This window comes from Candidatus Pelagibacter sp. HIMB1695 (assembly GCF_052047655.1).
Classification (GTDB): Bacteria; Pseudomonadota; Alphaproteobacteria; order Pelagibacterales; family Pelagibacteraceae; genus Pelagibacter.
On the sequence record NZ_JBNAJT010000002.1, the window covers coordinates 209,074 to 235,935 of the forward strand.

The 26,862-nt window shown below is 25.7% G+C and carries 28 protein-coding genes; 25 read left to right on the plus strand and 3 right to left on the minus strand.

The window, feature by feature from the left end; all coding sequences use genetic code 11:
• The first annotated feature begins 92 nt into the window (after positions 1 to 92).
• The 19 genes from ACTTAX_RS07485 (at position 93) to ACTTAX_RS07575 (ending at position 18,480) form a co-directional block, all read left to right on the plus strand.
• Entirely contained in the window at positions 93 to 947 is an 855-nt protein-coding gene (locus tag ACTTAX_RS07485) for a class I SAM-dependent methyltransferase (RefSeq protein WP_440694010.1), read from the plus strand.
• Between the two features lie 83 nt (positions 948 to 1,030).
• Entirely contained in the window at positions 1,031 to 2,029 is a 999-nt protein-coding gene (gene pseB, locus ACTTAX_RS07490) for a UDP-N-acetylglucosamine 4,6-dehydratase (inverting) (protein ID WP_440694011.1), read from the plus strand.
• Positions 2,026 to 2,892 carry an aldo/keto reductase gene (locus ACTTAX_RS07495; protein ID WP_440694012.1) on the plus strand — a complete coding sequence of 289 codons (867 nt, stop codon included), beginning with the start codon at positions 2,026 to 2,028 and terminating at the stop codon, positions 2,890 to 2,892. Before pseB ends, ACTTAX_RS07495 begins: the two co-directional genes overlap by 4 nt.
• On the plus strand, positions 2,889 to 3,662 hold the full coding sequence (locus ACTTAX_RS07500) for a cytidylyltransferase domain-containing protein (RefSeq protein ID WP_440694013.1): 774 nt from the start codon (positions 2,889 to 2,891) through the stop codon (positions 3,660 to 3,662). Before ACTTAX_RS07495 ends, ACTTAX_RS07500 begins: the two co-directional genes overlap by 4 nt.
• Positions 3,646 to 4,848, plus strand: a complete 1,203-nt coding sequence (locus tag ACTTAX_RS07505) for a DegT/DnrJ/EryC1/StrS family aminotransferase (protein WP_440694014.1) — start codon at positions 3,646 to 3,648, stop codon at positions 4,846 to 4,848. Before ACTTAX_RS07500 ends, ACTTAX_RS07505 begins: the two co-directional genes overlap by 17 nt.
• Positions 4,849 to 5,724, plus strand: coding sequence for an SDR family oxidoreductase (locus tag ACTTAX_RS07510; protein ID WP_440694015.1), 876 nt, complete (start codon positions 4,849 to 4,851; stop codon positions 5,722 to 5,724).
• Complete coding sequence (locus ACTTAX_RS07515) at positions 5,705 to 6,802, plus strand: N-acetylneuraminate synthase family protein (RefSeq protein WP_440694016.1); 1,098 nt, start codon at positions 5,705 to 5,707, stop codon at positions 6,800 to 6,802. The genes ACTTAX_RS07510 and ACTTAX_RS07515 overlap by 20 nt, the downstream gene beginning before the upstream one ends.
• On the plus strand, positions 6,792 to 7,475 hold the full coding sequence (locus ACTTAX_RS07520) for a glycosyltransferase family 2 protein (RefSeq protein WP_440694017.1): 684 nt from the start codon (positions 6,792 to 6,794) through the stop codon (positions 7,473 to 7,475). The genes ACTTAX_RS07515 and ACTTAX_RS07520 overlap by 11 nt, the downstream gene beginning before the upstream one ends.
• A complete protein-coding gene (locus ACTTAX_RS07525) occupies positions 7,462 to 8,454 on the plus strand; it encodes an Ldh family oxidoreductase (protein WP_440694018.1) in 993 nt (330 codons plus the stop codon). The genes ACTTAX_RS07520 and ACTTAX_RS07525 overlap by 14 nt, the downstream gene beginning before the upstream one ends.
• 5 nt (positions 8,455 to 8,459) lie before the next feature.
• On the plus strand, positions 8,460 to 9,314 hold the full coding sequence (locus ACTTAX_RS07530) for a class I SAM-dependent methyltransferase (RefSeq protein ID WP_440694019.1): 855 nt from the start codon (positions 8,460 to 8,462) through the stop codon (positions 9,312 to 9,314).
• 1 nt (position 9,315) lies between these two features.
• A complete protein-coding gene (locus ACTTAX_RS07535; RefSeq protein ID WP_440694020.1) occupies positions 9,316 to 10,032 on the plus strand; it encodes an acylneuraminate cytidylyltransferase family protein in 717 nt (238 codons plus the stop codon).
• Positions 10,010 to 10,981: a hypothetical protein gene (locus tag ACTTAX_RS07540; RefSeq protein WP_440694021.1), complete on the plus strand. Its 972-nt coding sequence runs from the start codon at positions 10,010 to 10,012 to the stop codon at positions 10,979 to 10,981. Before ACTTAX_RS07535 ends, ACTTAX_RS07540 begins: the two co-directional genes overlap by 23 nt.
• Positions 10,978 to 12,294, plus strand: coding sequence for a glycosyltransferase (locus tag ACTTAX_RS07545; protein ID WP_440694022.1), 1,317 nt, complete (start codon positions 10,978 to 10,980; stop codon positions 12,292 to 12,294). Before ACTTAX_RS07540 ends, ACTTAX_RS07545 begins: the two co-directional genes overlap by 4 nt.
• Positions 12,295 to 12,399: 105 nt before the next feature.
• Positions 12,400 to 12,651, plus strand: a complete 252-nt coding sequence (locus ACTTAX_RS07550) for an acyl carrier protein (protein WP_440694023.1) — start codon at positions 12,400 to 12,402, stop codon at positions 12,649 to 12,651.
• 48 nt (positions 12,652 to 12,699) lie between these two features.
• Complete coding sequence (locus ACTTAX_RS07555) at positions 12,700 to 13,146, plus strand: MaoC/PaaZ C-terminal domain-containing protein (RefSeq protein ID WP_440694024.1); 447 nt, start codon at positions 12,700 to 12,702, stop codon at positions 13,144 to 13,146.
• Complete coding sequence (locus ACTTAX_RS07560) at positions 13,143 to 13,817, plus strand: SDR family NAD(P)-dependent oxidoreductase (protein ID WP_440694025.1); 675 nt, start codon at positions 13,143 to 13,145, stop codon at positions 13,815 to 13,817. Before ACTTAX_RS07555 ends, ACTTAX_RS07560 begins: the two co-directional genes overlap by 4 nt.
• A gap of 15 nt (positions 13,818 to 13,832) precedes the next feature.
• Entirely contained in the window at positions 13,833 to 15,722 is a 1,890-nt protein-coding gene (locus tag ACTTAX_RS07565) for an HAD-IIIC family phosphatase (RefSeq protein WP_440694026.1), read from the plus strand.
• 237 nt (positions 15,723 to 15,959) lie between these two features.
• Positions 15,960 to 17,321 (plus strand): MBOAT family O-acyltransferase, encoded by a 1,362-nt coding sequence (locus tag ACTTAX_RS07570; protein WP_440694027.1) that lies wholly within the window; start codon positions 15,960 to 15,962, stop codon positions 17,319 to 17,321.
• A 4-nt stretch (positions 17,322 to 17,325) separates the two neighbouring features.
• Positions 17,326 to 18,480, plus strand: coding sequence for a hypothetical protein (locus tag ACTTAX_RS07575; RefSeq protein WP_440694028.1), 1,155 nt, complete (start codon positions 17,326 to 17,328; stop codon positions 18,478 to 18,480).
• A gap of 27 nt (positions 18,481 to 18,507) precedes the next feature.
• On the opposite strand, the gene ACTTAX_RS07580 is transcribed toward ACTTAX_RS07575, so the two are convergent.
• The 3 genes from ACTTAX_RS07580 to ACTTAX_RS07590 are packed head-to-tail and all read right to left on the minus strand — an operon-like array spanning position 18,508 to position 21,605.
• Positions 18,508 to 19,419: an NAD-dependent epimerase/dehydratase family protein gene (locus ACTTAX_RS07580; RefSeq protein ID WP_440694029.1), complete on the minus strand. Its 912-nt coding sequence runs from the start codon at positions 19,417 to 19,419 to the stop codon at positions 18,508 to 18,510.
• Positions 19,388 to 20,575 carry a DegT/DnrJ/EryC1/StrS family aminotransferase gene (locus tag ACTTAX_RS07585; protein ID WP_440694030.1) on the minus strand — a complete coding sequence of 396 codons (1,188 nt, stop codon included), beginning with the start codon at positions 20,573 to 20,575 and terminating at the stop codon, positions 19,388 to 19,390. Before ACTTAX_RS07585 ends, ACTTAX_RS07580 begins: the two co-directional genes overlap by 32 nt.
• A gap of 7 nt (positions 20,576 to 20,582) precedes the next feature.
• Positions 20,583 to 21,605, minus strand: a complete 1,023-nt coding sequence (locus ACTTAX_RS07590) for a glycosyltransferase family 2 protein (RefSeq protein WP_440694031.1) — start codon at positions 21,603 to 21,605, stop codon at positions 20,583 to 20,585.
• A gap of 118 nt (positions 21,606 to 21,723) precedes the next feature.
• Between ACTTAX_RS07590 and rfbG the strand changes: the two genes are divergently transcribed.
• From rfbG to ACTTAX_RS07620, 6 genes are read left to right on the plus strand one after another with little or no spacing between them, the layout of a single operon-like run.
• The gene (gene rfbG, locus ACTTAX_RS07595) at positions 21,724 to 22,776 is read left to right on the plus strand and encodes a CDP-glucose 4,6-dehydratase (RefSeq protein WP_440694032.1); all 1,053 of its coding nucleotides are present in this window, start codon (positions 21,724 to 21,726) and stop codon (positions 22,774 to 22,776) included.
• Complete coding sequence (locus ACTTAX_RS07600) at positions 22,769 to 23,218, plus strand: dTDP-4-dehydrorhamnose 3,5-epimerase family protein (protein ID WP_440694033.1); 450 nt, start codon at positions 22,769 to 22,771, stop codon at positions 23,216 to 23,218. The genes rfbG and ACTTAX_RS07600 overlap by 8 nt, the downstream gene beginning before the upstream one ends.
• A 24-nt stretch (positions 23,219 to 23,242) precedes the next feature.
• A complete protein-coding gene (locus ACTTAX_RS07605; RefSeq protein WP_440694034.1) occupies positions 23,243 to 24,010 on the plus strand; it encodes a sugar phosphate nucleotidyltransferase in 768 nt (255 codons plus the stop codon).
• Between the two features lie 6 nt (positions 24,011 to 24,016).
• Positions 24,017 to 24,889, plus strand: a complete 873-nt coding sequence (locus tag ACTTAX_RS07610) for a hypothetical protein (protein WP_440694035.1) — start codon at positions 24,017 to 24,019, stop codon at positions 24,887 to 24,889.
• A gap of 49 nt (positions 24,890 to 24,938) precedes the next feature.
• Complete coding sequence (locus tag ACTTAX_RS07615) at positions 24,939 to 25,919, plus strand: glycosyltransferase (RefSeq protein WP_440694036.1); 981 nt, start codon at positions 24,939 to 24,941, stop codon at positions 25,917 to 25,919.
• Between the two features lie 4 nt (positions 25,920 to 25,923).
• Entirely contained in the window at positions 25,924 to 26,850 is a 927-nt protein-coding gene (locus tag ACTTAX_RS07620) for a glycosyltransferase family A protein (RefSeq protein WP_440694037.1), read from the plus strand.
• Positions 26,851 to 26,862 lie beyond the last annotated feature (12 nt).

A 26,862-nucleotide genomic window follows, 5' to 3' on the forward strand; every position in this document is an offset into this window, starting at 1 on the left:
TCTTACCATAATTTATTGAATTCAACATATTTTATTTAAAATAATTACAATTTGTTTAAATATTTTTTAATTTAAATATAATTATATTATATATGAAAAAGTTTATCCCATGGTGGTTAAAAATAATTTTAAAAATCATATTATCTAGATTACCGATATCATATTCGGTATGGAGACGTATAGGTATATTTAAACATGGGAATATGGAACAAGCAGAATACGCTATAAAAGTATTTAAAAGCCATGTTAAAAAAAGTGAAGTAATAGATTTAAAAAATAAAATTGTAATTGAAATAGGTCCAGGCGATAGTATTGCAACATCAATTATTGCATACTCATTTGGTGCCAGCTCAATTCTCATAGACACAAAAAGTTTTGCAAATTTTGATATTGATGTTTATTTAAAACTTAGAATAAAACTAAAACAATTAGGTTATCAAGTACCAAATATAAATGAAGAGGACAACTTTCAAAGTATTTTAAAAAAAACCAATTCAATCTATTTAACAAAAGGTTTAGAGAGTATAAAAAAAATTGGTAATCACACTGCTGATTTAATTTTTTCTCAGGCAGTACTAGAGCATATTAAACATGAGGAATTTTCGGAAACCATAAAAGAATTATCAAGAATTCAAAAAAAAGATGGAGTTTCCTCACATCAAATTGATTTAAGAGATCATTTAAGCGAAAGTTTAAATAACCTTAGATTCAGTAAAAAAGTTTGGGAGTCAAATTTTTTTACAAAATCTGGATTTTATACAAATCGTATTGGTTATGAAAACATATTGGAAATTTTTAGAAATAACTTTAGTAATGTTAAAGTTTTAAATATAATTAAGTGGGAAAAACTACCAATTTCAAGAAGTAAACTTAATAAAAGCTTTCAAAATAAAAATGAGAATGATCTTCTTGTTAAGGTTTTTGATGTTGTTCTTAGAAATGTATAAATAAATTAAAATTTTAATTAAAAATAATAGAATTATATTTCTATATTTTTCAAATAATATAAAATTAGATTACTATTTTTAAAATGTTCAAAAATTCGTCAATTCTTATAACTGGAGGAACAGGGTCATTTGGCAATATGTTTGTACCTATGACTTTAAAAAAATACAAGCCAAGAAGGTTAATAGTTTTTTCAAGAGATGAAATGAAACAATGGGAAATGCAAAAAATATTTTCTAATGATAAATCTATAAGATTTTTTATAGGAGACGTTAGAGATAAAGACAGACTTTATAGAGCTTTACATGGTGTAGATTTTGTTGTGCATGCTGCTGCAACAAAAATAGTTCCAACTGCTGAGGCAGATCCATTTGAATGTATAAAAACAAATATTAATGGTGCCATGAACCTTATTGATGCATGCATAGATCAAAAAGTTAAAAAAGTAGTTGCTTTATCAACTGATAAAGCAAGTGCGCCCTCAAACCTATATGGTGCGAGTAAACTTGTATCTGACAAACTTTTTATTGCTGCTAACTCATATAGCGCTAGCCAAAATACTCGATTTTCAATTGTTCGATACGGTAATGTCATGGGATCAAGAGGATCAGTTATACCTTTGTTCATTGAACAACTTAAAAAACATAAATTTACAATTACAAACAAATCAATGACAAGATTTATGATAACTTTAGAACAAGGAGTAGACTTAGTTTGGAAAGTATTTAGAGATATGAATGGTGGAGAAATATATGTTAAGAAAATTCCATCTATGAATATTACAGATATAGCGAAAGCTATATCCTCCAAAACGAAAATTAAAACTATTGGAATTAGACCTGGTGAAAAAATACATGAACAAATGATCAGCATAGATGATGCGCCTTTTACTTATGAATACAAAGACTATTATAAAATTTTTCCAGCAATTAATTTATGGTCCAAAAAATTAAACAAAATAAATAAAGGCAAAAAGGTAAGTAAAAAATTTAATTACAGATCAGATACCAATAAAAAATGGATGCAAATTGAAGAATTAAAAAAATGGATTAGTAAAAATAAAAAAATAATTGGCAAGATATGAAGTTAGCGTTAGGAACCGCGCAATTTGGTATTCCATATGGAATTTCTAATCGAAATGGAATTGTCAATCGAGATGAGGTGAAAAAAATTATTTACAATTCATATAGAGTTGGAATCGATACAATAGATACTGCAAAAAATTATGGTAATTGTGAGGAATTGCTTGGAGAAATTGGAGTAAAAAAATTTAAAGTCATAACTAAATTATCAAATTTAAATAAAAAAAATATTGATTTAAAATCATGGATTTTAGAAAATATTTTGGAGTCTTTAAAGAAATTAAAATTAGATACGTTATATGCGGTACTGATCCACGATCCTGATTTTAGTAAAAACTCAAATTATAAATATATTTTTGAAGAACTTGAGAAATTTAAGAATAAAGGAAATATAATAAAAATCGGTGTATCAGTATATAATCCTGAAGAGCTTGAAGATATTATAAACAACTTTAATATTGATATTGCACAAATTCCATTGAATTTAGTTGATAGAAGATTTGAAAAAGTAGGTTTATTAAATAAATTACAAAATAAAAAAATAGAAATTCATTCTAGATCAACTTTTTTGCAGGGACTTTTGCTCACGAAGAGTTCAGAAATTTCAGAATATTTTACTAATTGGTTAGAAATTTTTGAGGATTTTGAAGAATGGACTGAAAAAAAAATGATTTCGAAAATAAATGCATGTTTGAATTATCCAATCTCATTAAATTCTATTTCAAAAATAATAATAGCTGTTGATAGTTTTAATCAATTTAGTGAAATAACAAATTTATATAAAAAGACAGAAATCAATAGTTACCCTGACTTATCTTTTCATGAAATTGGTTTGATTGATCCTAGAAATTGGCCAAAATCATGAATATTGTAGCTATTATTCAGGCAAAAATGAATTCAATTAGACTACCTGGAAAAGTAATGATGAATATTGGAAAATTTAATATGATAGATTGGGTTGTTAAGAGAACCAAACTTTCATCTAGAATAACTAAATCAGTAGTTGCTACAACGGAAAATGAGCTAGATGACCCTTTAGTTGCTTGTTGTATAAAGAATGGATACGATTTTTTTAGAGGTAGTGAAAAAAATGTATTATCAAGATTTTATAACTGTGCAAAATATTTTAAAGCCGATCTAATCGTAAGAGTTACAGCTGATGATCCATTAAAAGATCCACAAATAATTGATAGTGCAATTAACAAGCTTATCAAAAGTCAGTCTGATTATTGCTCAAATACAATTGATACTACTTATCCAGAAGGTATGGACATTGAGGTTTTTACATTTGATACACTCAATCAAGCAAATAATAATGCAAAATTACTCTCGGAACGTGAGCATGTAACACCTTATATATGGAAAAATCCTGAATTATTTAAAATTAGTCAAATAAAAAATATTAGAGATTTAAGTTTATGGAGCATGACTGTAGATACAAAAGAGGATATGAAATTCATGAAAAAATTAATTGAAAAGCTAGACTACAAAATAGATGTATCATTTAGAGAAATTGTTAATTTAATTGATAATGATTTACAACTTCAAACAGAATGTAACAATAAAGGTATAAGAAATATAGGTTATAAATTATCTATTGAAAAAGATAAAAAATACAATGAATCAAAAAATTAAAAGGATATCAGATTTAGAAACTAAGTATATTAACGAAGTATTAAATACTGGTTTTAGAAGTTCTTCTGGGGCATTGATGATGAGTAGACTTGAGGATGCTTTTAGAAAAAAATTTTCTATGAATTATGCAATATCATTTGTTAATGGAACTTCAACGATGCATGCTTCTTTGGAAGCCATGGGAATTTCGGAAGGTGATGAGGTAATAGTCCCACCATTAACCATGTCAGCTACTGCATTTGCAGTCCTTCAAGCAAATGCGACACCAATCTTTGCAGATGTTGATACTGAAACGTTTGTAATTAAGAGTGAATTTATAAGTGAAAAAATTACATCAAAAACAAAAGCTATTATCACAGTTGCATTATATGGTCTTTGTCCAGATATGGATAATATTAACAAAATTGCTAAAGCTAAAAATATTAAAGTAATAGAGGATAATGCGGAATGTTTTCTTGGAAAATATAAAAACAAATTGGTTGGAACATTGGGTGACTGTTCAAGTTTTAGTTTTCAAAGCTCAAAACACTTAACAAGTGGGGAAGGAGGAATAGTTTTGACGAATGATATTGTTTTAGCTGAAAATATAAGAAAAGTTCAATCACTTGGCTATGCCGGTGTATCTGCAAAGAAATCTAAAATTACAAAATTAGATATTCAAGACCCAAATTATTTAAGACACACATCAATGGGATGGAATTATAGAATGCCAGAATTATGTTGTGCAGTTGCATTAGCCCAGGTAGAACGTATAGACGAACTTGTTGATATAAGAATCAAATGCTCAAATCTTTTTACTGATGTTACCAAAGAATTCTCAGAATGGTTTGTGCCCCAATTAGTTGAGGAAAATTTCACAAGTTCATACTGGACATGGGCAACAGTTTTAAAAAGAGATGATATAACATGGCATGATATACGGGATTTGTTTATCAAAAATGGTGGTGATGGAATATATGCTGCATGGCAACTAACGTATCTTGAGCCGATGTTTGTTAACCTTGATTTACTTGGTAGAGAAAAATTTATTTCTAATTCGAATCTAGCAAATTACAAAAAAGGTAGTTGTCCTAATGCAGAATGGCTTCAACCCAGATTGTTTCAATTTAAAACAAATTATTGGAATTTTAGTGATGCAGAGAAACAAAGTGAAATATTATACAGAACTTTAAAAAATTTTTCATAAATGAAAAAAATTTTAATTCTAGGGTCAAGCGGTTTTCTAGGAACTACTTTAATTAAATTTTTAAATAAAATTAAATACAATGTCTTTGGTCAAAGCAGGCATCCTGGCTCAAAACTACCGTGCAATCCGGCAAATATAAATGAAATAAAAGTTTTAATATCAAAATTAGAACCTGATGTAATTATTAACTTAATTGCAAATACAGATGTTGATTTATGTCAAAAAAACAGGGGTATTGCGTATGAGGCCAATGTGCTTCCTTCAATAAATCTGGTAAATTCTTTAAAAAATTTAAAATATAAAACAAAAATAATTCATATCTCAACTGACCACGTTTATGAAGGTGTTGGTTTTAAAAAAGAGGAACAAGTAAACCCAGTGAATCAATATGCTATTACCAAATTACAGGCAGAAAAAGTTATTTTAGATTACGGTGGTTTAGTTATAAGGACCAATTTTATTGGAAAAAATTTTAATAACAAAAAAAATAGTTTAACTGATTGGATATATGAAAATTTAACTCATGGTAAGCAAATAAAAGTATTTGATAATATAAAAATAAATCCTTTAAATATAAATACTTTATGTAAATATATTGATTTTTTGATTGAAAAAAAAGCAAAGGGCTTGTTTAACTTAGGTTCTCACGACGGTATTACAAAAGCTGAACTTGCTTTCTGTTTTGCTGATGAACTTAATCTTAATACCAGCTTGTTAAAAAAGTCAAAATTTTTTCCTAATTCACATCAATCAATAAGGCCGCATGATATGAGAATGGACATAACAAAATTTCAAAATTATTTCCAAGTTAATTTGCCAAGTATTAAAGAACAAGTTATGATATCTGCTTCTGAATATGAAAAAATTAAATTATAATTCTGTATTTCAGATTGACAATACATTTGTGGGACTTGATAAACCAGCTTATTTTATTGCTGATATAGCTGCAAATCATGATGGTTCTTTAACCAGAGCAAAAGAACTAATTTGGGCAGCAAAAGAAGCGGGCGCAAATGCAGCAAAATTTCAACACTTTTCAGCAAAAACAATAGTCAGTGATAAAGGTTTTAAGGATTTAGGTTCTCAAAAATCTCATCAATCAGAATGGAAAAAAAGTGTTTTTGAAGTTTATGATGAAGCGTCTTTGAATTTAGATTGGACGAACGAATTAAAGGAAACGTGTGATAAAGCTAAAATAACTTTTTTTACAAGCCCATACTCATTGGAAATTGTGGATCAGGTTGATTCTTATGTTCCTGCATACAAGATTGGTTCAGGTGACATCACTTGGATTGATATCATAAAACATATAGCTAGTAAGGACAAGCCGTACATCATAGCAACAGGTGCTTCAAATATTATTGATGTAGAAAGAGCTATCAATGCAGGATTAGAGATAAACAAAAATATAGCAATTCTTCAATGCAATACCAATTACACAGGAAGTGTTGAAAATATGAAATATATTAATTTAAATGTAATTAAAAATTTTCAAACTAAATACCCTGGAATGATAATTGGATTAAGTGATCATACTCCTGGTCATGCAACTGTTTTAGGTGCTATTGCTTTGGGGGCTAAAATTGTTGAAAAACATTTTACAGACGATACATCTAGAGAAGGACCAGATCATTTATTTAGCATGAATCCAAAAACTTGGCGAGATATGATTGATAGGTCTAGGGAGCTAGAGGCAGCTCTAGGAAAAACTGAAAAGAAAATTGAAGGCAATGAATTTGAGACAGTAATATTGCAAAGAAGATCAATTAGAGCCAATAAGCATCTAAAAAAAGGCTCAATAATCAAAAAAAGTGATTTAGAAGTATTACGACCTATTCCAAAAGATGCATTACCACCTTATGAAATAGATAATATTATTGGAAGAGAGACATTGGAGGACATTAAAAAAGGTGATTGCATATTTTTAAGACAAGTTGAAGTTAATGAAAAATAATGTAGCGATAATTATTCCTGCATTAAACGAGGAGAATTCAATATCTAGCGTTATAAATAAATCTTCATTTTATGGCGATCCAATAGTTGTTGATGATGGCTCTACAGATCAAACTAGACTTATTGCAATTAAAAAAGGAGCTAAATTATTAGTGCATAAAAAAAATCTTGGGTATGATGAAGCATTATTTACAGGATTAAAGTATGCTCTAAAAAAAGGGTATAAATTTGCAGTAACAATTGATGCTGATGGACAGCACAATCCTGAATTAATCAAAAAATTTTCAAATGATTTATCTAAAGGATTTGATTTAGTTTTAGGCTATCGTGATAAAATGCAAAGGTTTTCAGAGTTTTTATTTTCATTTATCGCTAAACTAATTTGGGGTATTAGAGATCCATTATGTGGAATGAAAGGCTATAGATTAAACCTCATAAACAATTACGGACCATTCAAAACCTTCAACTCTTATGGAGTAGAATTTGCCATTTATCTTTTAAGTAAAAAAATTAAATTTTCTCAAATTCATATTAAAACTAATAATAGATCTGATAATTCAAGAATGGGAGGAGTTTTTTTTACAAATGTAAAAATTATGAAAATATTATTAATAATATTATTTAAGTTTAAGTTTAAACAGATATATCTAAAAAGCACAAATGAAAAAATTTGACTATAAAATAATTAAAGATAAAGCAATTGAGATATTTCAAAAAGAAGGTTTAAATAAAAATCAATCCGAAATAGTAGTTGATGGTTTGATATGGTCAAGTTTGAGAGGTATAGACTCACATGGTGTAAATTTATTTGAGCATTATTTAAAGGAAATTCGGTCAGGAAGAATAAATAAAAATCCATCTTATAAAATAAATAAATCCACAAATAATCTTTACGTTATGGATGCAGATGATTCTTTTGGTATAAGTGCATCGAAATATGCTTGTGAATTTCTTGTACAAAAAATCGAGAATAATGGAGTAGTTTGTATTTTTATCTTAAATTCAAGTCATTGTGGCGCATTGTCAAATGCTGTTAAAAATATCTCTAACTCAGGGTTTGTTGGATTGGGCATGACACATGCTACAGCAAAGATGAAAACGCCGAATAATAGTTCTGCATTTGTAGGAAATAATCCTATTTGTCTTATGGTAAACGGAAAAAATCATAATTTTTGTTTTGACTCTGCAAATTCTACAACTTCATTTAATGAAATTAGAAGAAATATTGGAATTAAAAACATGGTTCCAGAGGGATCAGGATTTGATAAAAATGGTAACCCAACATGCATAGCGTCTGATATTTCATTTCTTAATCCAATTGGAGAATATAAAGGTCTTGGGCTCTCAATGTTGGTTGATTTATTTTGTGGTGTATTTACAGGAATGCCTTCGGGAAAAGATGTATCTTCAATGTTTGGTGAAGATCTAACAAAAAAAAGAAAACTTGGACATTTTTTTATGGCATTTAATGTAAAACAATTTCCGTCAAGTAATACTTCAATAGCAATAGATAATTATATAGATTCATTCCACTTTAATTCTATTAATAAAGTATTCCATCCTGGTGAAAAAGAAGAAATAAATTATAAAAAAAATTTAAAAGATGGAATTTTAATTTCAAGTAGACTACAAGAATTTCTTCAAATTAAGTAAATGTAATGAACTGTAAAATCTGTAAAAGTTTGACTTCAGAAGTATATGATGGTCCATTAAGAAGATATTATGATAGAAACAACAATAGACCAAATGTAAAAGTATATAATTGTTCTAGTTGTAATTTATCTTTCTTGTCTAGTAGTTTAATTGATGAAAATTATTATAATGAAAATTACTATAAAAATTCAAAAAAAATTCCTGACAAGCTCAAAAGAATTAATGAAGCAAAAAAGTGGCATACTAAACTAAAAAATTTAAATATAAATATTGATGATGGAAAAAGAGTACTTGGGTTTGGGGCTGGCACTGGTGATTTCGAATCTCTTTTTGATAAAAAAGTCATTGTAGATACGGTTGAACCAGATGTTAATATTAGAGAAAGTTTTCTGCAATTTTACAATCAAAACTATTCATCTATAATCGAGTGTCCAGATGAAATATATGATTACATATTTTCATTTGATGTTCTCGAACATATTGAGAAAATTGATCAAGTAATTTCACAATTATATCAAAAATTAAAAAAAGGCGGTATCATTGGTATAGGTGTTCCCAATATAAAAGATTTTTACTTAGAAATTTTTCCAAATTATAAGAAACAATTTTATCATCATGAGCATATATGGTATTTTTCATCTCAATTTTTAAGTAATTTGTTGAATAAAAATAATTTTAAAGTAGTAAATATCTGTGGTCTTCATAAATATGATTTTAAAAACTTTTTAAAATGGTCTCAATTTAAAGATGAATTATTAATTGAAGATGTCCTGTATCTTGAAAAGATTAATAAAAATTGGATTAAATACTTAGAAAAAAATATGATTTCATCTCATATATTAATTATTGGAGCGAAATAAATTGCAAAAACTAACAGTAGCATTTATTCCAGCTAGAGGCGGATCTAAAGGGATCAAAAGAAAAAATCTCATGAAAATGGGTAATGAAACCCTGGTTGAAATTGCAATTAAGTCGGCAATAGATTCTAAAATATTTAATTTTATTTTAGTAAATTCTGAAGATGAAGAAATAAGAAATTTAGTGAAGTCTAAATTTTTAGGTGTTGATAAAGTTATTATACAAGATAGACCAGAAGAATATTGGCATGACAATACCGTACAGGAAGTAGATCGATTGATAGAATGGTCAATCAAAAAATTTGAGAATGATCAAAATATTATAGTTGATGAAGTAGCTTTATTATATGCAACTGCTCCGTTAAGAAAAGCGGTAGATATAAAAGAGGCTTATAATATTTTTAAAACAAATAGATTTGATAGTTTGTTGTCAGTTACAGAAAGTAGAGAATATTTATGGAGAATAGGACCAAATAATTCAATTGTAGGACCAATAAATTATAGTCCTTTCACTAGAGGACCTAATCAGCTTGAAGGATGGAATCAATGGAGAGAAAATAAAAGCGTATATATTTTCAAAAAAAATTTATTAAAAGAGGGAGCTAGAATAGGAGGAAAAGTTGGATTTTATAAAATGGATAAAATCTCATCAATAGATGTTGATACAACAGATGATCTTGAGCTTGTAAGACATATTTATGAAACCAGAAAAAATTCATAGGTTAATTATAATTGGATTTGGTCATGCAGGACAGACATATCTTAGTGCCTCACAAGATTTAAAAAAATATATAGATGAAACATTTATTTACGATTTAAAGTTAGATAAAAATTTTATAAATAAAAAAAAAAATTACCAAAATAAAAATATATTTTTTTTTCAAAAGAGATTTGATAGTAATCTAATTGATAAAAATACTATTATTATTTTGTCAGTTCCTGCAAGTCAAAAAATTGAGCTTTTAAAGTATATTAAGGACAATTGTAAATTAATTATTTTAGAAAAACCACCGGCGTTAACTAAAAAAGACTTTGATTATATTAAAAAAAATTTTAAAAAATCAAAATTATATTTTGCATTACATGCATCTAAAGGAATTGAAATAGATCAAGTAAAAAAAATTATTGGAAAGTTTAAAAAAAAAGATTTATATGGCATGCAAATTAATCAATTATTTACTGACCCATATGGAAAAAACCCAGCTAAAATTAATTCATTAATTAACTCATGGACTGATAGTGGATTAAATGCTTTATCTGTTATAAGTGAAATATTTGGAGATATTTCAAAAAAATTTAAATTAAATAATAAACAAAGTGATTTTAAAAATGTTAGTTTTGTAAAAGCATTATTTAATATTCCCTCTTTAAAAGTTAGTTATTCTCTTACAACTTCATGGTCATTAGGAATTGATTTGAAAATTACTCAAGTCAATTTACCAAAAAAAGGAATTAATTTGACAATAGATCATTCAAAGCAACAAGTTTATTATGGTTTTTCATCGCAATTAATCAATAAAAATACTATCAAAATAAATACTAATAGATTAAAAGCTCATTATTATGAAATCTTAAAAGAAGCATTAATGCGTGCTAGCACATATAAAACTCACAAAAATATTAATTTAATTTCAAATAATTTTTATTCTGTATTAAAAAAAATAAAATGATTTCAATAATAATAAGAACTTACAATGAAGAGAAATGGATTGGTATGTGTCTTAAGGCAGTTGCCTCACAAGAAATTAATTTACCTTTCGAAATAATAATAGTTGACAGTAAAAGCTCAGATAACACGGTAAAAAGGGCCCAACAAGTTGCTAAAGAATATAAATTAGATGTTAAGTTTTTATCATACGTACCAAGTAAAAAAGGATATAAACCTGGCGAGTCATTAAATTTTGGTTGGAAAAATTCTAATGGTAATTATTTAGTTTTTTTGTCTGCACATTGTATTCCATCAAACAAACAGTGGTTAAGCCAAATTTTAGAACCTATATTCTCAAATATTTCTTTAGTTTCTTACGGTAGACAAGTACCAACACCCTTTAGTTCTTTAACTGATAAAAGAGATTTAATAAATCAATTTTCAATTGAATCTAGAATTCAAAAAAAAGATTTTTTCTTTCATAATGCAAATTCTTGCATAAAAAGATCATTGCTTGAAAAATTTGAATTTGATGAAGAAGTTTCCAATATTGAAGATCGCGTTTGGTCTAAGAAAATAATTAGCCAAGGTTATAAAATAGCTTATCAAGCTGATGCTGTCGTTTTTCATTATCACGGTATCAATCAAGACAATAACGAGAATAGACTTAGAGGAGTAATTAATATCTTAGAGGAAAATATCTTGGAAAAAATTTCTTATGATAGTAATTTTAACTCAGATATAGCTATTATTATTAATACATCGAAAAAAGATTTAGAAAGCAAATATGCAGATAAAGTTGTTAATTCAGTCATTAAAACTATAAAAAATAGTAGACTTGTTAAAGATATTTACTGGTTTGTTCCAAATGTTAAGAATTTTATAAAATTAGGATTTAAAATTCCGAATACATTTCAACTTGTTGAAAAAGAAAAGCAAGATGAGGAAATCAATATTTTTGAATTAACTTTTAAACAAGTATCTAGTTTGGAAAATAAAGAAAAATTTTATGATTTTTTTGTTTTTTTAGAAACTTGCTATTTGGATAGACCTACTATGGTTATTGACGAAATTATTAAAACAACAATTATGAATGGATACGATAAATGCGTTGCAGGTGTTGTAGAAAATAGACCTCTTTTCTTGTCAATTCGTGAAGGAGTTGAAAATACACAAATTAATAAAAATAATTATTCAATAGGATTACCTAGTTTATGTAGAATTTCAACAGCACATAAAAGTCGTAATGAAATATTTGAGTTTGAAAATTGTGGTATTTTAAAATTAAATGATTTTTCTTACGCTCTTAAGGATATAAATGAATTTAACGATTAATACCAAGCAAAATTTAAAATTGTAAATAAATCATTTGTTATTAAAGTTTCACTATTTTTGATATATATTGAAATCAACATAAATCAGAAAAGTAAAGAATTGCTTATGAATTTAAATGAAATTATAAATAGATCTAAAGAAATTTTTAGAGAAGTTTTTGATGATGACGAAATAGATATTACACCAGAAACTACTGCTGAAGATATAGAAGAATGGGATAGTCTTTCACATATGAGATTAATTGTAGCCCATGAAATTGATTTTGGAATAAAATTTTCTGTAAATGAGATAGATTCACTTAATAATGTAAATGATTTCCATAATCTTATTTTGGAGAAAATAAAATCTAATGAATAATCTGAAAATATTATTCAATATTATAAAAATACATTCTGATTATAAATTGTGAATAATTATAAAAATATTTTATCATTAAATGATTTAAAGGTTGGTTATAAGCATAATTTAAAATTTAAAATTGACTTAGAAATGATGTTGAATTTTGAAAAGATTTCTGGTGATTCTAATCCTTTACATACCGACAAATCATTTGCGATTTCACGTGGTTATAAGGATAGAGTTGTGTATGGCGGTTTGCTTATTGCAAAAATCTCACAAATGCTAGGGATGCATCTACCTGGAAAAAATTCTATTTGGACAAATTTAAACTTATCTTTTTTAAAACCACTTTACATAAATGAGGAAGCAGAATTGATAGCTGAGATAAAATATATATCAGAAGCAACATCATCAATTGAAATACTGCTTAAAATATTTTCTCTTAGACATGATGTTTTAAAGGTAAGGGGTAAAGCAAATACAATCTTAATAAATTCTAAATATAAAAAATGAAAAATGCGCTTCTAGTAACTGGAGCTACTGGTTCAATTGGAGAAAATCTTGTAGAAATTTTAAATAGAGAAGATATCGTACCCATAATTACATATAATAATAATAAAATAAAAGCTGAACAATTATCTGCAAAATATTCTTCACCAAGTATTTTTTTAAATTTACAAAATACTGAAAGTATAAATAATTTAGTAAATGAAATTAGTGGTCTCAATTTTAATTTAGTTGGTGTAGTACTTTGTGCTTCACCTAATTTTGAACTAAAACCATTCACAAGCTTGAATCTTGACCAAATATATAAACAGTTTGAAGTAAATGTTGTGGGTAACCATAAGCTTTTGTCAGGTATGGTTAAAAAAATTTTTAAAAAAAACAAAAAAGGAATTGTTGTAGGAGTATTGTCAGAGGCAATGGGAAAACCACTTAATGCAAGTATCAAAAATATGACACCATATATTGTATCAAAGTATGGATTGCTTGGATTGTTATCTTCTTTAAAAAAAGAATATGAGTGGTTGAGTGTAGATACTATTTCACCTAGTTTTACCGAGTCCAATATGTTAAAGTCTTTTGATGAAAGATTTCTTAATAAAATGAGAAAAAATAATCAAATTGATAACCCTCAAAATGCCGCTGACAAAATATTTAAAATTGTAAAAAAAAATCTTTAAGAATTCAATCAACAGATGCATAAAAATTTATATGAAAATTTAGAATGGTATCCAGAAGCACCAAATGATTTTGACGAAAAGTTGAAAAAAATTTTTTCTAAAAAAATCAATTATCAAGAGTTAAATAAATTAATTAAATGTAGACTAAATACTTTAAATGTAATCAAAATATTCAACAAGTTTAAAAAAATTGAAGACTTCGAATTAAAAAAAAATAATTTAAAACAAATAAACCTTGGTATTATTTCAAATCATACCTCATCTCATTTGATACCTAATTTGGTTGTATCAGGTTTAAGGCATGGTTTAGTTATAAATATATTTGAGGCACCATACGATCAACTAGCTCAAATTGCTTTAGGAGATTTAAATCCTTTTGAAAATTTAAATTTAGATTTTATTCTTCTTGCTATTGATGTTAAGGGTTACTCAATACTTAGGCAAGGCAAAAATTTTTTTGATAAAAATAACGATGAAACTGACTCAATAAAATATCTTAATGAAATAAGGGAAAAGCTAAATAATAAATTCAAGGCACCTTGTATTTGTCAAACACTACCACAGCAACCTGAACTTTATTTTGGAAATATTGAAAGTTCTATACTAGGAACAGATAGAAATTTCATTAATCAATTTAATACTACTTTGATAAATAATTTAAAAAATTCTAGTGACTATATTTTTGATGTATCAGCTCTATCAGAAATTGTTGGAACCAATTCTTGGCATGATCAAACAATGCACTATCATGCCAAACTTCCTTTTGCACAAAAATATGTGCCTTTGTATACTGAGCATTTGTCGCGAATTATCGCTACAATATCAGGTAAAACAAAAAAAGTATTGGTAATAGATCTTGATAACACAATTTGGGGCGGCGTTATTGGTGATGATGGCTTGAATGGAATTAAATTAGGTAAAAATGATAAAATAGGTGAAATATATTTGGATATTCAAAAAATGATTCTCACATTACGAGATAGGGGTATAGTTATTGCTGTATGTTCAAAAAATGATGAAAAAATTGCAAAAGAAGTTTTCAAGAATCATAGAGATATGATTCTTAAAGAAGATCATATAACTGTATTTAAAGCTAACTGGAAAGATAAGCCAAGTAATATAATTGAAATTTCAAACTCACTTAATCTCTCGTTAGACTCATTTGTATTTCTAGATGATAATCCCATGGAAAGAGATATTGTCAGACAACATATTCCAGAAGTAGCAGTTCCAGAATTGACAAATGACCCCGAAACATATGTTAGAACTCTTTTGGCAGGAGGTTATTTTGAGACAATAGTTTTTTCAGAGGAAGACACCAAAAGAGTAGATAGTTACAATGCAAATATCAAACGTTCGAATTTGTTAAGTATCAGTAAGGATATTGGAAGTTATTTAAAAACTCTAAAAATGAAGGCTGAAATCAAACAATTTCAAGAAAATGATTTAAGTCGAATTACACAGCTAATTTTACGATCAAATCAATTTAATTTAACTACTAAAAGATATAAATTGAGTGAAATTAAAGACATTATGCAAAGTGGAACCTATTCAACATTTCAAATAAGACTTGAGGATATCTTTGGAGATAATGGTTTAATAAGTCTAATAATCTGTAAAAAAGTCGATGATATTTGGGAAATTGATACCTGGATTATGAGTTGTAGGGTGCTAGGAAGAAAAGTTGAGGAATTTTCTCTAAATCATCTAAGGAAAGTCGCAAATTTAAAAAATATAAAAAAGATTAAAGGAATATATAGAAATTCAGGAAAAAATGATCTTGTAAAAGATCATTATAAAAAATTGGGTTTTTCAAATCTAAACATAGATGAAGAATTGAATAGTGAATGGATCATTGATGTAAATAAACTTGATAACTACGATTTAGTAATTAGCCCAAAATAATAAACTGTGCTTTTTAACTCATATCAATTTATTTTATTTTTTTTACCAGTCACTTGGTTGCTATATAATTTTTTCTTTATAAAATTTAACAATAAAACTGCAATCTATTGGTTAATATTTGCATCATTATTTTTTTATTGCTGGTGGAATCCAATTTATTTTTTTTTGATTATTGGATCAATAACTACAAATTTCTTATTTGGAAATTTAATATTTTATAAAAATAAAAAAATCATATTGATTTTGGGTATAGTTTTTAATTTGATTGTAATTGGATATTTTAAGTATTATAATTTTTTCATAGATATAATTGAATTTTCTTCTAATTTTGAATTAATAACAAAACAAATTATACTTCCCCTTGGAATATCATTTTTCACTTTTCAACAAATTACTTTTTTAGTAGATGTGCATAAAAAAAAAGTTAAAGACCTAAATTTTAGAAACTATTTAATTTTTGTATCTTTTTTTCCTCAATTAATAGCTGGGCCTATTGTACATCATTCCCAAATGCTTCCTCAATTTGGAAATTCTGACTGGAATGAAAAAAAATCAAAATATTTAGCAATAGGATTGTCTATTTTTATAATAGGTTTGTTTAAAAAAGTTGTTATTGCTGATCAAATTTCAAGTTTTTCCAGTCCAATTTTTTTTGCTGCAGATCAATCAATAAATATATCATTTCTTGAGGCTTGGTTTGGAGTTTTTTGCTATAGTTTTCAGTTATATTTTGATTTTTCTGGATATGCAGATATGGCAATTGGTTTAGGATATATGTTTGGAATAAAACTTCCCATAAATTTTAATTCTCCATTTAAATCAACAAATATTAAAGATTTTTGGAAAACTTGGCATATAAGTCTTGGAACGTTTATAAAAAATTACCTTTATTATCCAATTACTTTATTTTTTTCTCGTTTTATTATAAAGCGGAAAACAAACAAATTTATAAATTATTTTTTTATATTTGTTATTCCAATATTAATTACATATCTATTAGTTGGAATATGGCATGGATCAGGTATAAATTTTGTTTTATTTGGCCTTCTTCATGCTGTATATTTTATCATTTATGATATTTTAAATAAAATTCAAGGTTCCAAAATTAAAAATTTTTTTCATAATTTAGGTTTCATAAGATACTTTTTAAGTTGCTTAACACTATTCATATTAGTATCAATATCTTTTGTATTGTTTAGAGCTCAAACTTTTGAATCTGCGGTTATAATTTTTTCTGCTATGTTTAAAATTGACGAAATATTAATACCTACTTTATGGTATCAATTTATATCTAATTATTTTGGTCAAAACATAATAGAATTTATTGGATTAAAAGAGGGGAGATTATTATATTTTTATGGGATAAAACAAATCTTAATAGTAATATCATTATTTCTAATTTGTATACTTATGCCAAATTCCAATAATATTTTTAACATATTTTTTCCTGGAATTGGCAATTTTGATAATAAAGGTATTGAATTAGTAAAAATTAAGTGGAAACCCAGTTTACTTTGGGCAATTATTTTATCATTTGTATTTTTATATACATTTATGAATTTAAGCAGCGTCTCTGAATTTATATATTTTCAATTTTAAAATTATGAATTTAAAAAAATATACATTCACGATATTTTTAATTTTTATAAGTTTTTTACTGTTAGTATTAACTTTTAATCGTTTAATCGATCCTTATGGATTATATGAAAATCCAAGAGTAAATAATCTCAATATGGATAAGCCAATATTTGAAAAGCATATAAGAATGGCCAAAGCTTTTGCTGTAAAAGACAAAAAGCCTAATGCAGTTATTTTAGGCAGTTCAAAAGCTGAATTTGGTTTTGATCCTGATAGTGAGTTTTTTGAGAATTATTCTACATACAATTTGGGACTTCCTGGCCCAAATTTATATGAACTGTATCGTTATTTTCAACATGCAAATTATATTAAAAATCAAAAAAAAATTCTCCTTTTTTTAGATTTTTATATGTTTAATGCAAGCGTAGAAAACAAAGTCGACTTTGACGAAAGAAATTTGTCGGTTAGTTTTGATGGTAAGCCTCAATATACTACTGGAAATAAACTTGCTCTATTAACTTCTTTAGATGCTTTAATTGGAAGCATTAATACAATTAAATTGCAAAATACAATTCATTACAAATATTTACAAAATGGCATGAGAGAAAGACATCATATGCAAGAAAGAGTTGACAAAGAGGGTGGACATAGAAAACTATTTTCCAAAAAAGAAAATACTTTTATTAATAAACTTTATAGAAATTATAAATTTTCAAATGAGAAAATTAAAACATGGGATATATATAAAAAAATTTTAACAAGAAGTTATGAAAAAAATACTGATCTTCATATAGCAATTCCACCAATGCATCTGGTGCAGATGAAAGCTATTTCTACAACAGATAACTGGTCAAATTTTGAGATATGGAAATCTAAGTTAGTTAATGAAAATGAAAGAATTGCAAAACTTTACAATCAAACACCATTTCCAATATGGGATTTTTCTGTTGTAAATCAAATCACTTTAGAAAAACTACCTCCAATTAATAAACCTAACAATAAAATGAAATGGTGGTGGGATACTCATTTTAAATCTGAAATCGGAGATCTAATATTAGATGTAATGCTTTCTAACCATGATAATAAAGAAATTGGTGTAATGATAAATTCAAATAATATAGACGAACATCTATATAATATAAAAAATGATTTCCTTATATCTGTATCTAAGAAACATTGATTTAAAAAAAATCATTTTAATTTAAGATTATTTTAAATTTTTTAAACCTTTATTAATATTTATTTTTGGCTTCCATCCAATCTTAAACAAATTTTTACAATTTGCTTTGTATGATTTTTTTTCTCCAGTGGTTGTACTGATAGCTCCAAAATTTAATTTAGTTTTACTTCCTATTAATTTTTTTAATTTAATTAAGATAAATTTAATTGAGTATGATTTGCTGTACCCAATTTCATAATTATTTATAATATTTTTGCTCTTTTTTTGATATTTGATAATTTTAACAATTGCTCTTGATACATCTGATACATGTATAAAATCTTTTTTTTGATTTCCTTTTGTTAAATTAATTATTTTTTCATTATTTTTCATTTTCCTAATCATAGTAGGTATAAACTTATCTTTTCCATCATTTGGACCATACATGTGATGAATTATACAATTAATAAAGTTAATAGACATATTGTGGCAATTTTTTTTCATTGAATCTACAAAATCTTTTTTACTTTTAACATATTTTACTAAACCTGAAGACTGCCCAATATTTCTTTCATAATAAGTATCAGTATTTAAATAAAAATTTAATTTGTCTTTTTTTATAAGTTTAAATAATCTTAATGGAATATTATAATTAGCATTATAAATAAGTTTTTTATTATTATTCTTTCTTCCGTAGTCAGTAGCTAAATGAACAATACCAAAAATATTTTTTAATTTTGAAATTCTAAATAAGTCTTTATCAGAATAATCGAATTTTTGAATTGATTGATATATTTTATTATTAAATATTTTATTTTTTTTATTAGTTGTAATAATGATTATTTCAAAACCTTTGTTTCTAATTCGGTTAACAAAATCTCTACCTAAAAATCCAGTTGCCCCTGTTATTAAAAGAGTTTCGTGCGTATTATTTGCTAAGGAATTCTTTGACTTTACCATGAAGATAGTCTAAATCTTTTTTCTTTAGTCCTTGATGACAACCTAATAATAAGCCACCTCGCATTACTAAGTCAGCATGAGGAAAATTATTAGGGTTGACTTTTATTTTAGAATTTTTCATACATGGCTGTCTTAAAATATTACCTGTAAAAACTACACGTGTTTGAATATTATTTTTTTCTAGGAAAATTTGCATTTTTTTTCTGTTAAATGGAGCTCTGTCTTTAATTATTAAGGCAAAAGCAAGCCAAGGTGTTTTTACATTTCTAAGAGTATCTGGAAGTATAAAAAAATCTTCATATTTTTTAAAAAAATTTATATGATAATTAAAATTTCTCTCTCTTTTTTTTATATTTTCTTTTAGTTTAGATAACTGTACCAATGCAAATGCAGCACTTAATTCTGATGGTTCAAGGTTATATCCTAATTCATCAAAAATAAATTTTTTATCATAATCAATACCATCAATTTTTACGTTAAATCTATTTTCAATTTTTTCAGATCCTTCCTTATAAAGAGAAGAGCTTCTTCCCCAAGATCTTAATAAAAGTGATTTTTTATATATTTTTTTATCATTAATACATAACATTCCACCATTTCCTGCACCATTGATTATATGGGATCCATAAAAACTAGTTATCGAAATATCTGAATAAATACCTGAAGTTTTTCCATCAATTTTTGCACCAAGTGTATCTGCTGAATCTTCAATTAAAAAAAGATTATATTTTTTTGCAATTATAGATAGTTTGTTCCAATCTGGAAGATTCCCAATCAAATTAGGGACACATATTGCTTTTGTTTTTTTAGTTATTGCTTTTTCTATTAAATCCTCATTAATACAAAATGTATTTGCTTTAACATCAACAAAAACTGGCTTAAAACCATTTTTTATTATTGAGGAAACTGTGGTTCCAAAAGTAAGTGCTGGAGTTATTATTTCTGAACCTTTTTGAATGTTAATACTTTCAAACGCAATAAATAATGCTGAAGATGCTGAATTCAACATTATTCCAAATTTTTTATTAAACATTTTAGCTATTTTTTTCTCAAGTTGAGAAACGTTTTTGCCCATCTGTGTAGAATTTTGCAATACTTTAACTACTGCTGCTATTTCTTCTCTACCATGTACACTTTTACCATAACTAATTTTCATATTTTTTTTAATATATACTTTTATTACTTATTAATTTTTTTAACTTTCTTAAAATATATCTAAATATTGATAAATAAACATTTGGATAAAGTAAATATTCGATTAAAATTTTTTTAATATTTAAGTATTTATAACCTGAAATATTTTTATTTAAAAGTATAAAGCTTATATCTGTAAAAAAATTTGATAAAATTGCATTTTTGCAAATAAAATAATTTAAATATGATAATCCATTTTTTTTATATTCTTTTAGTGCCTCTACTAAAACTATGGATCTTATAAATGGATAAAATACAAGCCATTCTCTTACATCATTTAAACATACGACAAGAGGCTCACTATTAAAATATGCTTTTGAATTTACGAATGCATTTGCAAAAATCTTTATATGAGGAAATGTGTTGTCTAAATTAGAAAAGGAATTTTCGATTGTTATTTTATTAACATTTATACACGATAAATTATTTATCCATTTTTCTCTTTTAAAAATAGAAAGAAAAACCCCCCCTAAATAATCAAAAGAAATTTTTGGATTAATCAATTTTAAAAAAATTGTTTTATGACTTACATTCCATCCAGAGAATTTATCCATATTTTGTGGTAAATTTTTTGTATCAAAAGGTTTTTCAAATTTCTCAATATATTCTTTAGATATATTATAGGCATTTACATAAATAAAATCTACATCGGCATTTGATTTAAAAATTTTATTTATTTTTTCAAATGAATTTTTTAATATCAAGTCATCATCTCCTAATATCCAAACGAATTCACCTTTTGCAAGATCTACAACTTTTAAAATATTTTTAGCAAGCCCAATATTTGTATTTTGTTTTTTGTAATTTATATTTAATTTATCATCAAATGATTTAACGACATTTTCAGTTTTATCAGATGAATTATTATCTGATATACAAATTTCTGTATTTGCTAAGAAAGGAGATTTTGTAATGTAAATAGAGTTAAGAAGATTATTTAAATATTTTGCTCTATTAAAAGTTGGTATACAGATTGATAGTTTGAGACTCATATTTGGTACTAGAAGTTGTAACTAAATTAATATAAATGTACTAGTAATAAAAATTTTATTTTTTTATATAAATAATATGTTTCAAATAGTGATAATATTAAAATAAATAGATACTTAGTTGAATAGTTTTTTTAAAAATAAAACCGTATTAGTTACAGGTCATACCGGCTTTAAAGGTTCTTGGCTTTCTTTAGTTTTGCTAAAATTTGGAGCGAGGGTTATAGGTGTTTCAAATGATCTAAAAAAAAATTCTTTATTTAAATATATTAGTGAAAAAAAAATTGTTTCAATTAAAGAGGATGTAAGAAATCTTGAATCTCTAAAAAAAATATTTAATGAACATAAACCCCAGGTTGTTTTTCACTTAGCTGCACAGGCAATAGTAGGTGAAGGTTATAAAGATCCAATAAACACATTCACAACAAATATCATTGGATCTTTGAATATAGCAGAATGTGTAAGAACATGCGAAGGGATTGAATCTACAATTATGATTACCTCAGATAAATGTTATAAAAATCAAGAATGGCATTGGGGTTATAGAGAAAATGATACATTAGGCGGTGTTGATCCTTATAGTAGCTCCAAAGCTTCAGTTGAAATAGTTTTGTACTCATTCTATAAAAGTTTTAAAGATAACTTAGGTGGTTTATTTTGTACAACTAGAGCAGGAAATGTAGTGGGTGGAGGTGACTTTTCTGAGGGAAGGCTTATCCCAGACATTGTAAGAAGTATTAAATCAAAAAAACCTATATTGTTAAGAAATCCAAAAGCAACGAGACCTTGGCAACACGTCTTAGAACCAATTTCTGGATATTTAAAATTAGCTACACAAAAAGCAAACATAGAAAATTCTTTTTCTGAGAGTATTGGGTGGAATTTCGGTCCTGAGAACATTTCATGTATAGAAGTTTCAAAATTTGTTTCTAAACTATCAAATTATCTTAATTTAGATTTATCAATTAAAAATAGAAATGACGAAGTTTATTATGAAAGTCAATTACTAGAACTTAATTGTGAAAAGGCAAAAAAATATTTGAAATGGAAACCTAAGCTTAATATAGATGAAACTATTAAATGGACAGGAGATTGGTACAATCAATATTTTAAAAATGAAAATTCATTAATAAGTATAACTAATGATCAAATAGAGGAATATTTTAGTGATTGATGGTGTTAAAATAACAGAAAAAAATCAAATATTTGATGAACGTGGTAAGGTAATGCACATGATAAAATCTTCAGATCCAGAATTTAAGAAGTTTGGAGAGATATATTTTTCATGTATAAATCCAGGAGTAATAAAGGCTTGGCATATACATAAAACAATGACCTTAAATTATATAGTTTTATTTGGACAAATAAAATTTGTTATTTTTGACTCTCGAAAAAATAGCAGAACATATGGTGAAATAATGGAGTTATTCTTGGGTCCTGAAAATTACAAACTTGTAACTGTTCCGCCAAATGTATGGAATGGGTTTAAGGGTTTGGGTAATACAGTTTCGATTGTTGCCAATTGTTCAGATTATGAGCATGATGCTAATGAGATAAGAAGGGAAAAGTATGACTCACCCAATATTCCTTATGATTGGAATGTTAAATTTAATTAATTGCTAAATTTATAGGAGTAAAAATTGAAAGTTTTTATTTTAGCAGGAGGATACGGTACTAGGCTTTCTGAATTTACATCTAAAGTTCCAAAACCGTCAGTAATGATTGGTAATAAACCAATGATTTTTCATATAATGGAAATTTATTCTAAACAAGGTTTTAATGAGTTTGTTATTTTATTGGGATACAAGTCTGAAATATTAAAAAGATATTTTATTAATTATTCTCTAGAAAATAGCGATTTAAAAATAAACTTTAAAACTGGCAAAATAACAAAACTGTGGAAAAATAATATTGATTGGAAAGTAACACTTGTTGATACAGGTATGCATACAATGACAGGCGGCAGACTTTTAAAGGCAAAAAAATATATCAACGGTAGATTCTTAATGACTTATGGTGATGGACTTGGAAATGTAAATATTTCAAATTTGCTAAAAATACATAATAAAAAAAAATCAGTTGCAACAATCACTGCTGTGCGACCTACGGCAAGGTTTGGTGAGGTTACTGTTAACAATGATATTGTAAAATCTTTTGAAGAAAAGAAATCAATTGGTAAAGGATATATTAATGGAGGTTTTTTTGTATTTGAGCCTGAAATATTAAATTATATTGATAATTTTGATACAATGCTTGAAAGAAAGCCTTTTTCAACTCTTTGCGATAAAGGAAAACTTTCGGCTTATTGTCATGAAGGTTTTTGGCAGTGCATGGATAATAAAAGAGAGTATGAATTATTAAATCAAATAGAAGAGAATGAAACGTTGAGTCCTTGGCTGAATATTTAATAAATAATGATCAATATTGGAATTATTGGAAAGGGATACATAGGCCAAAATATAAAATTTTTTAATCAATCTCAGAAAAAAAAAGTAGGTATTTATTTTTTTTCTACATCGAAATATTTTTCGAAAAAAAGCGATTACATAACAAGATTAAAAATTTTAAAAAAAAATAAAATAAAAATTAAAAAAAATTTTTTAAATTTTGTATCAAAGTGTGATTTAATAATTAACACGTTTACGATTCAATATGATGAGTTTTCTAAATATGATAATCATAAACGTAAAGACATATTCAATTTTTTTGAAACTTACATAAATATTTTATTCAAGGAGATTAAGAATAGGCAAACTACATACATTCATCTCTCAACCAATAAAGTTATTAGTAACTTTAATAAAAGCGATGCTAACTACTGGTATATAAAGTGTCACAATTTAATTAAAAAATCAAATCCAAACATAAAATATATTATTATACCAAATGTATTTGGTTTTATTAAAGAAGTAAAAAAAGGCAAAAACCTTTTGATAAACAGCATAATACATAAATCGCTTAAAGGAAAAAAATTTAAATTTTTAAACAAAAGCAATTTTTTTAGAGATATTTTGTTTATTGATGATTTATGTAAAATACTTTTAACTGATTGTATAATTAAAATTAATAATAGAAAAATAAAATATGAAATAACAAAAGCTCAAAAATTAATTGATAAAAACTCATTAAAAATTGAAGTTCATGAATTCTCAAAAATTGCTTTTAAAATTTTAAATATAATTAAAAAACCTGAACTAAATTATTTTATAAAAAAATTACCGAATAATTCTGTTAATAAAAAAATAATAAGTATATTGAAGAATATAAGATTGAAAAAATTTACTTAAATAGTCATTTATTTATTTTTTTGTTAAAAAAAATTAAAAAATAAAACTTATGAATAAAAAATTAGTTTTAATAATTGAGGATAGTAATTTTGATTATTCTGGAGCAAAAGTAAGAAATGATAATTTAATAAATGAACTTAAAAATAACTATAAAATTATCAGATTATCTTTTAATAGGATCTTATTTTATGAAAATAAAAAAATAAAAAATTTAAATATTTTTGAATTAATAAAATTTGTTTTAAATTATAATTTTTCAATTACTTTTATGACAGATCTATTTATAGTATCTCTAGTATTTCCGTTACCAATTGTGTTTACTGTTCATGACATGAAAGATTGGTCTAGATATAAAAGGAGAGGAAAATTTAAGAAATTTTTATTTAAACTTATGTATTACAAACCTGGTATTTCATGGATAGCAATAAGTGATTACGTAAAATATAAATTAAAAAAAGAAATTAATGTTAATTCAACAGTTATACCAAATTCAATAGGTAACGAATGGTTTAATTTAAATAAAAATAAAAATAAAAAATATAAAGCTTTTGGAAAATATGCTCTTTACGTAAGTAATTTTGCAAAACACAAGGGTCATGAAGATTTATTAAATATAATTGATCAGATACAAGTAGATAAAATCATACTTGTTGGAACACCAGTTGATTTTTATGGCAAGTTAATACATGATAAATTGAAAAAAAACCAAAAATTCTTGATATTGAAAAATGTAAAAACCAATGATTTAATAAGTCTAGTTGATCAATCATATATTGTAATTTACCCTTCATTTTATGAGGGTTATGGTATTCCCATAGGAGAGGCTATAGCTAGAAAAAAAAAGGTGCTTGTAAATAAAAAAATAAAAAAATTCATCTTTCGATGTAAAAATATAAATTTTATATCGTTCAATAAGAAATCTTTTGATTTTAAAAACAGAAATTATAAAAATAATTGTGAATGTTCTCAATGTGCTTGGCAATTACGATGGAAGCATAGAGCTGAAAAACTCTCTAAAAAAATTTTATAAAAAGATGAAAAAAATAGCAGTAATTACAAGTGTTTATAATGGTCAAAGGTATATAAAAAATTCAATTAATAGTGTTTTAAAAAATGATAGTAGGCTTTTCGATTATTTTGTACTTGATAATGGATCAACAGATAGAACACCAATAATATTAAATAAATTTAAAAATAATAAAAATTTATTTATTTTAAAAAATTCAACAGTTCTACCTAGAACTGTAGCTTTAAACCAGCTCACGTCCAAGTTAAGAAAAAAATACCATTTTTTTATCAATCTAGATGCAGATGATATTTTGGAAAAAAATTGGATTGAAGACTCATATAATTTTATAAAAAACCGCAAAAATATTTCAGTATTAAGTGGTCAATTTTATCTAATTAATTCAAATAATGAGATTTATAAAAAATCAAATATTCCAATTTATCCAAAAAAATTAAACAAATATTTTTCTTATACTTTTCCAGTGGTTCACTCAGGTTTGCTCATAAGATTTAAACATATAAAAAGAAAGAATATATATAATGAAAAATTAATATATGGACATGATTGGGATCTATGTATCAATTTAGCTATAAAAGGGAGCATAGTATCAATCAACAAATCATCAGTTTATTTTCGTCACCACCCAGATAGTCTTACTAAAAACTTATCCAATCAACTTCAGAGCAAACATGACAAGCTGCAAAATTTAAGAAGTGGCAGAGTTCTAGCTAATGATTTTTTTTCTTTATTAAAGAATAAAAATAGAGAAGGGTCAGAAATATTTTCTATATCATATACAAACTATAAAAAAAAAAATTTTTTAATAGCCATTAAGTTTTTTATGTTGGGATTATTTACTTTTCCTTTTTCAATTTTTTTAAACAATAAAATAATATCGTTATTTTATCCAAACAGAATATTTACTTATAGAGTAAAAAAATGCAAGATTTAGAAAAATTAAAAG

Coding starts and splice junctions, on each gene's coding strand:
- ACTTAX_RS07485 (WP_440694010.1), top strand. CDS start 93: ATGAAAAAGTTTATCCCATGGTGGTTAAAAATAATTTTAAAAATCATA.
- pseB (WP_440694011.1), top strand. CDS start 1,031: ATGTTCAAAAATTCGTCAATTCTTATAACTGGAGGAACAGGGTCATTT.
- ACTTAX_RS07495 (WP_440694012.1), top strand. CDS start 2,026: ATGAAGTTAGCGTTAGGAACCGCGCAATTTGGTATTCCATATGGAATT.
- ACTTAX_RS07500 (WP_440694013.1), top strand. CDS start 2,889: ATGAATATTGTAGCTATTATTCAGGCAAAAATGAATTCAATTAGACTA.
- ACTTAX_RS07505 (WP_440694014.1), top strand. CDS start 3,646: ATGAATCAAAAAATTAAAAGGATATCAGATTTAGAAACTAAGTATATT.
- ACTTAX_RS07510 (WP_440694015.1), top strand. CDS start 4,849: ATGAAAAAAATTTTAATTCTAGGGTCAAGCGGTTTTCTAGGAACTACT.
- ACTTAX_RS07515 (WP_440694016.1), top strand. CDS start 5,705: ATGAAAAAATTAAATTATAATTCTGTATTTCAGATTGACAATACATTT.
- ACTTAX_RS07520 (WP_440694017.1), top strand. CDS start 6,792: ATGAAAAATAATGTAGCGATAATTATTCCTGCATTAAACGAGGAGAAT.
- ACTTAX_RS07525 (WP_440694018.1), top strand. CDS start 7,462: ATGAAAAAATTTGACTATAAAATAATTAAAGATAAAGCAATTGAGATA.
- ACTTAX_RS07530 (WP_440694019.1), top strand. CDS start 8,460: ATGAACTGTAAAATCTGTAAAAGTTTGACTTCAGAAGTATATGATGGT.
- ACTTAX_RS07540 (WP_440694021.1), top strand. CDS start 10,010: ATGAAACCAGAAAAAATTCATAGGTTAATTATAATTGGATTTGGTCAT.
- ACTTAX_RS07545 (WP_440694022.1), top strand. CDS start 10,978: ATGATTTCAATAATAATAAGAACTTACAATGAAGAGAAATGGATTGGT.
- ACTTAX_RS07550 (WP_440694023.1), top strand. CDS start 12,400: ATGAATTTAAATGAAATTATAAATAGATCTAAAGAAATTTTTAGAGAA.
- ACTTAX_RS07560 (WP_440694025.1), top strand. CDS start 13,143: ATGAAAAATGCGCTTCTAGTAACTGGAGCTACTGGTTCAATTGGAGAA.
- ACTTAX_RS07565 (WP_440694026.1), top strand. CDS start 13,833: ATGCATAAAAATTTATATGAAAATTTAGAATGGTATCCAGAAGCACCA.
- ACTTAX_RS07575 (WP_440694028.1), top strand. CDS start 17,326: ATGAATTTAAAAAAATATACATTCACGATATTTTTAATTTTTATAAGT.
- ACTTAX_RS07580 (WP_440694029.1), bottom strand. CDS start 19,419: ATGGTAAAGTCAAAGAATTCCTTAGCAAATAATACGCACGAAACTCTT.
- ACTTAX_RS07585 (WP_440694030.1), bottom strand. CDS start 20,575: ATGAAAATTAGTTATGGTAAAAGTGTACATGGTAGAGAAGAAATAGCA.
- ACTTAX_RS07590 (WP_440694031.1), bottom strand. CDS start 21,605: ATGAGTCTCAAACTATCAATCTGTATACCAACTTTTAATAGAGCAAAA.
- ACTTAX_RS07610 (WP_440694035.1), top strand. CDS start 24,017: ATGATCAATATTGGAATTATTGGAAAGGGATACATAGGCCAAAATATA.
- ACTTAX_RS07615 (WP_440694036.1), top strand. CDS start 24,939: ATGAATAAAAAATTAGTTTTAATAATTGAGGATAGTAATTTTGATTAT.
- ACTTAX_RS07620 (WP_440694037.1), top strand. CDS start 25,924: ATGAAAAAAATAGCAGTAATTACAAGTGTTTATAATGGTCAAAGGTAT.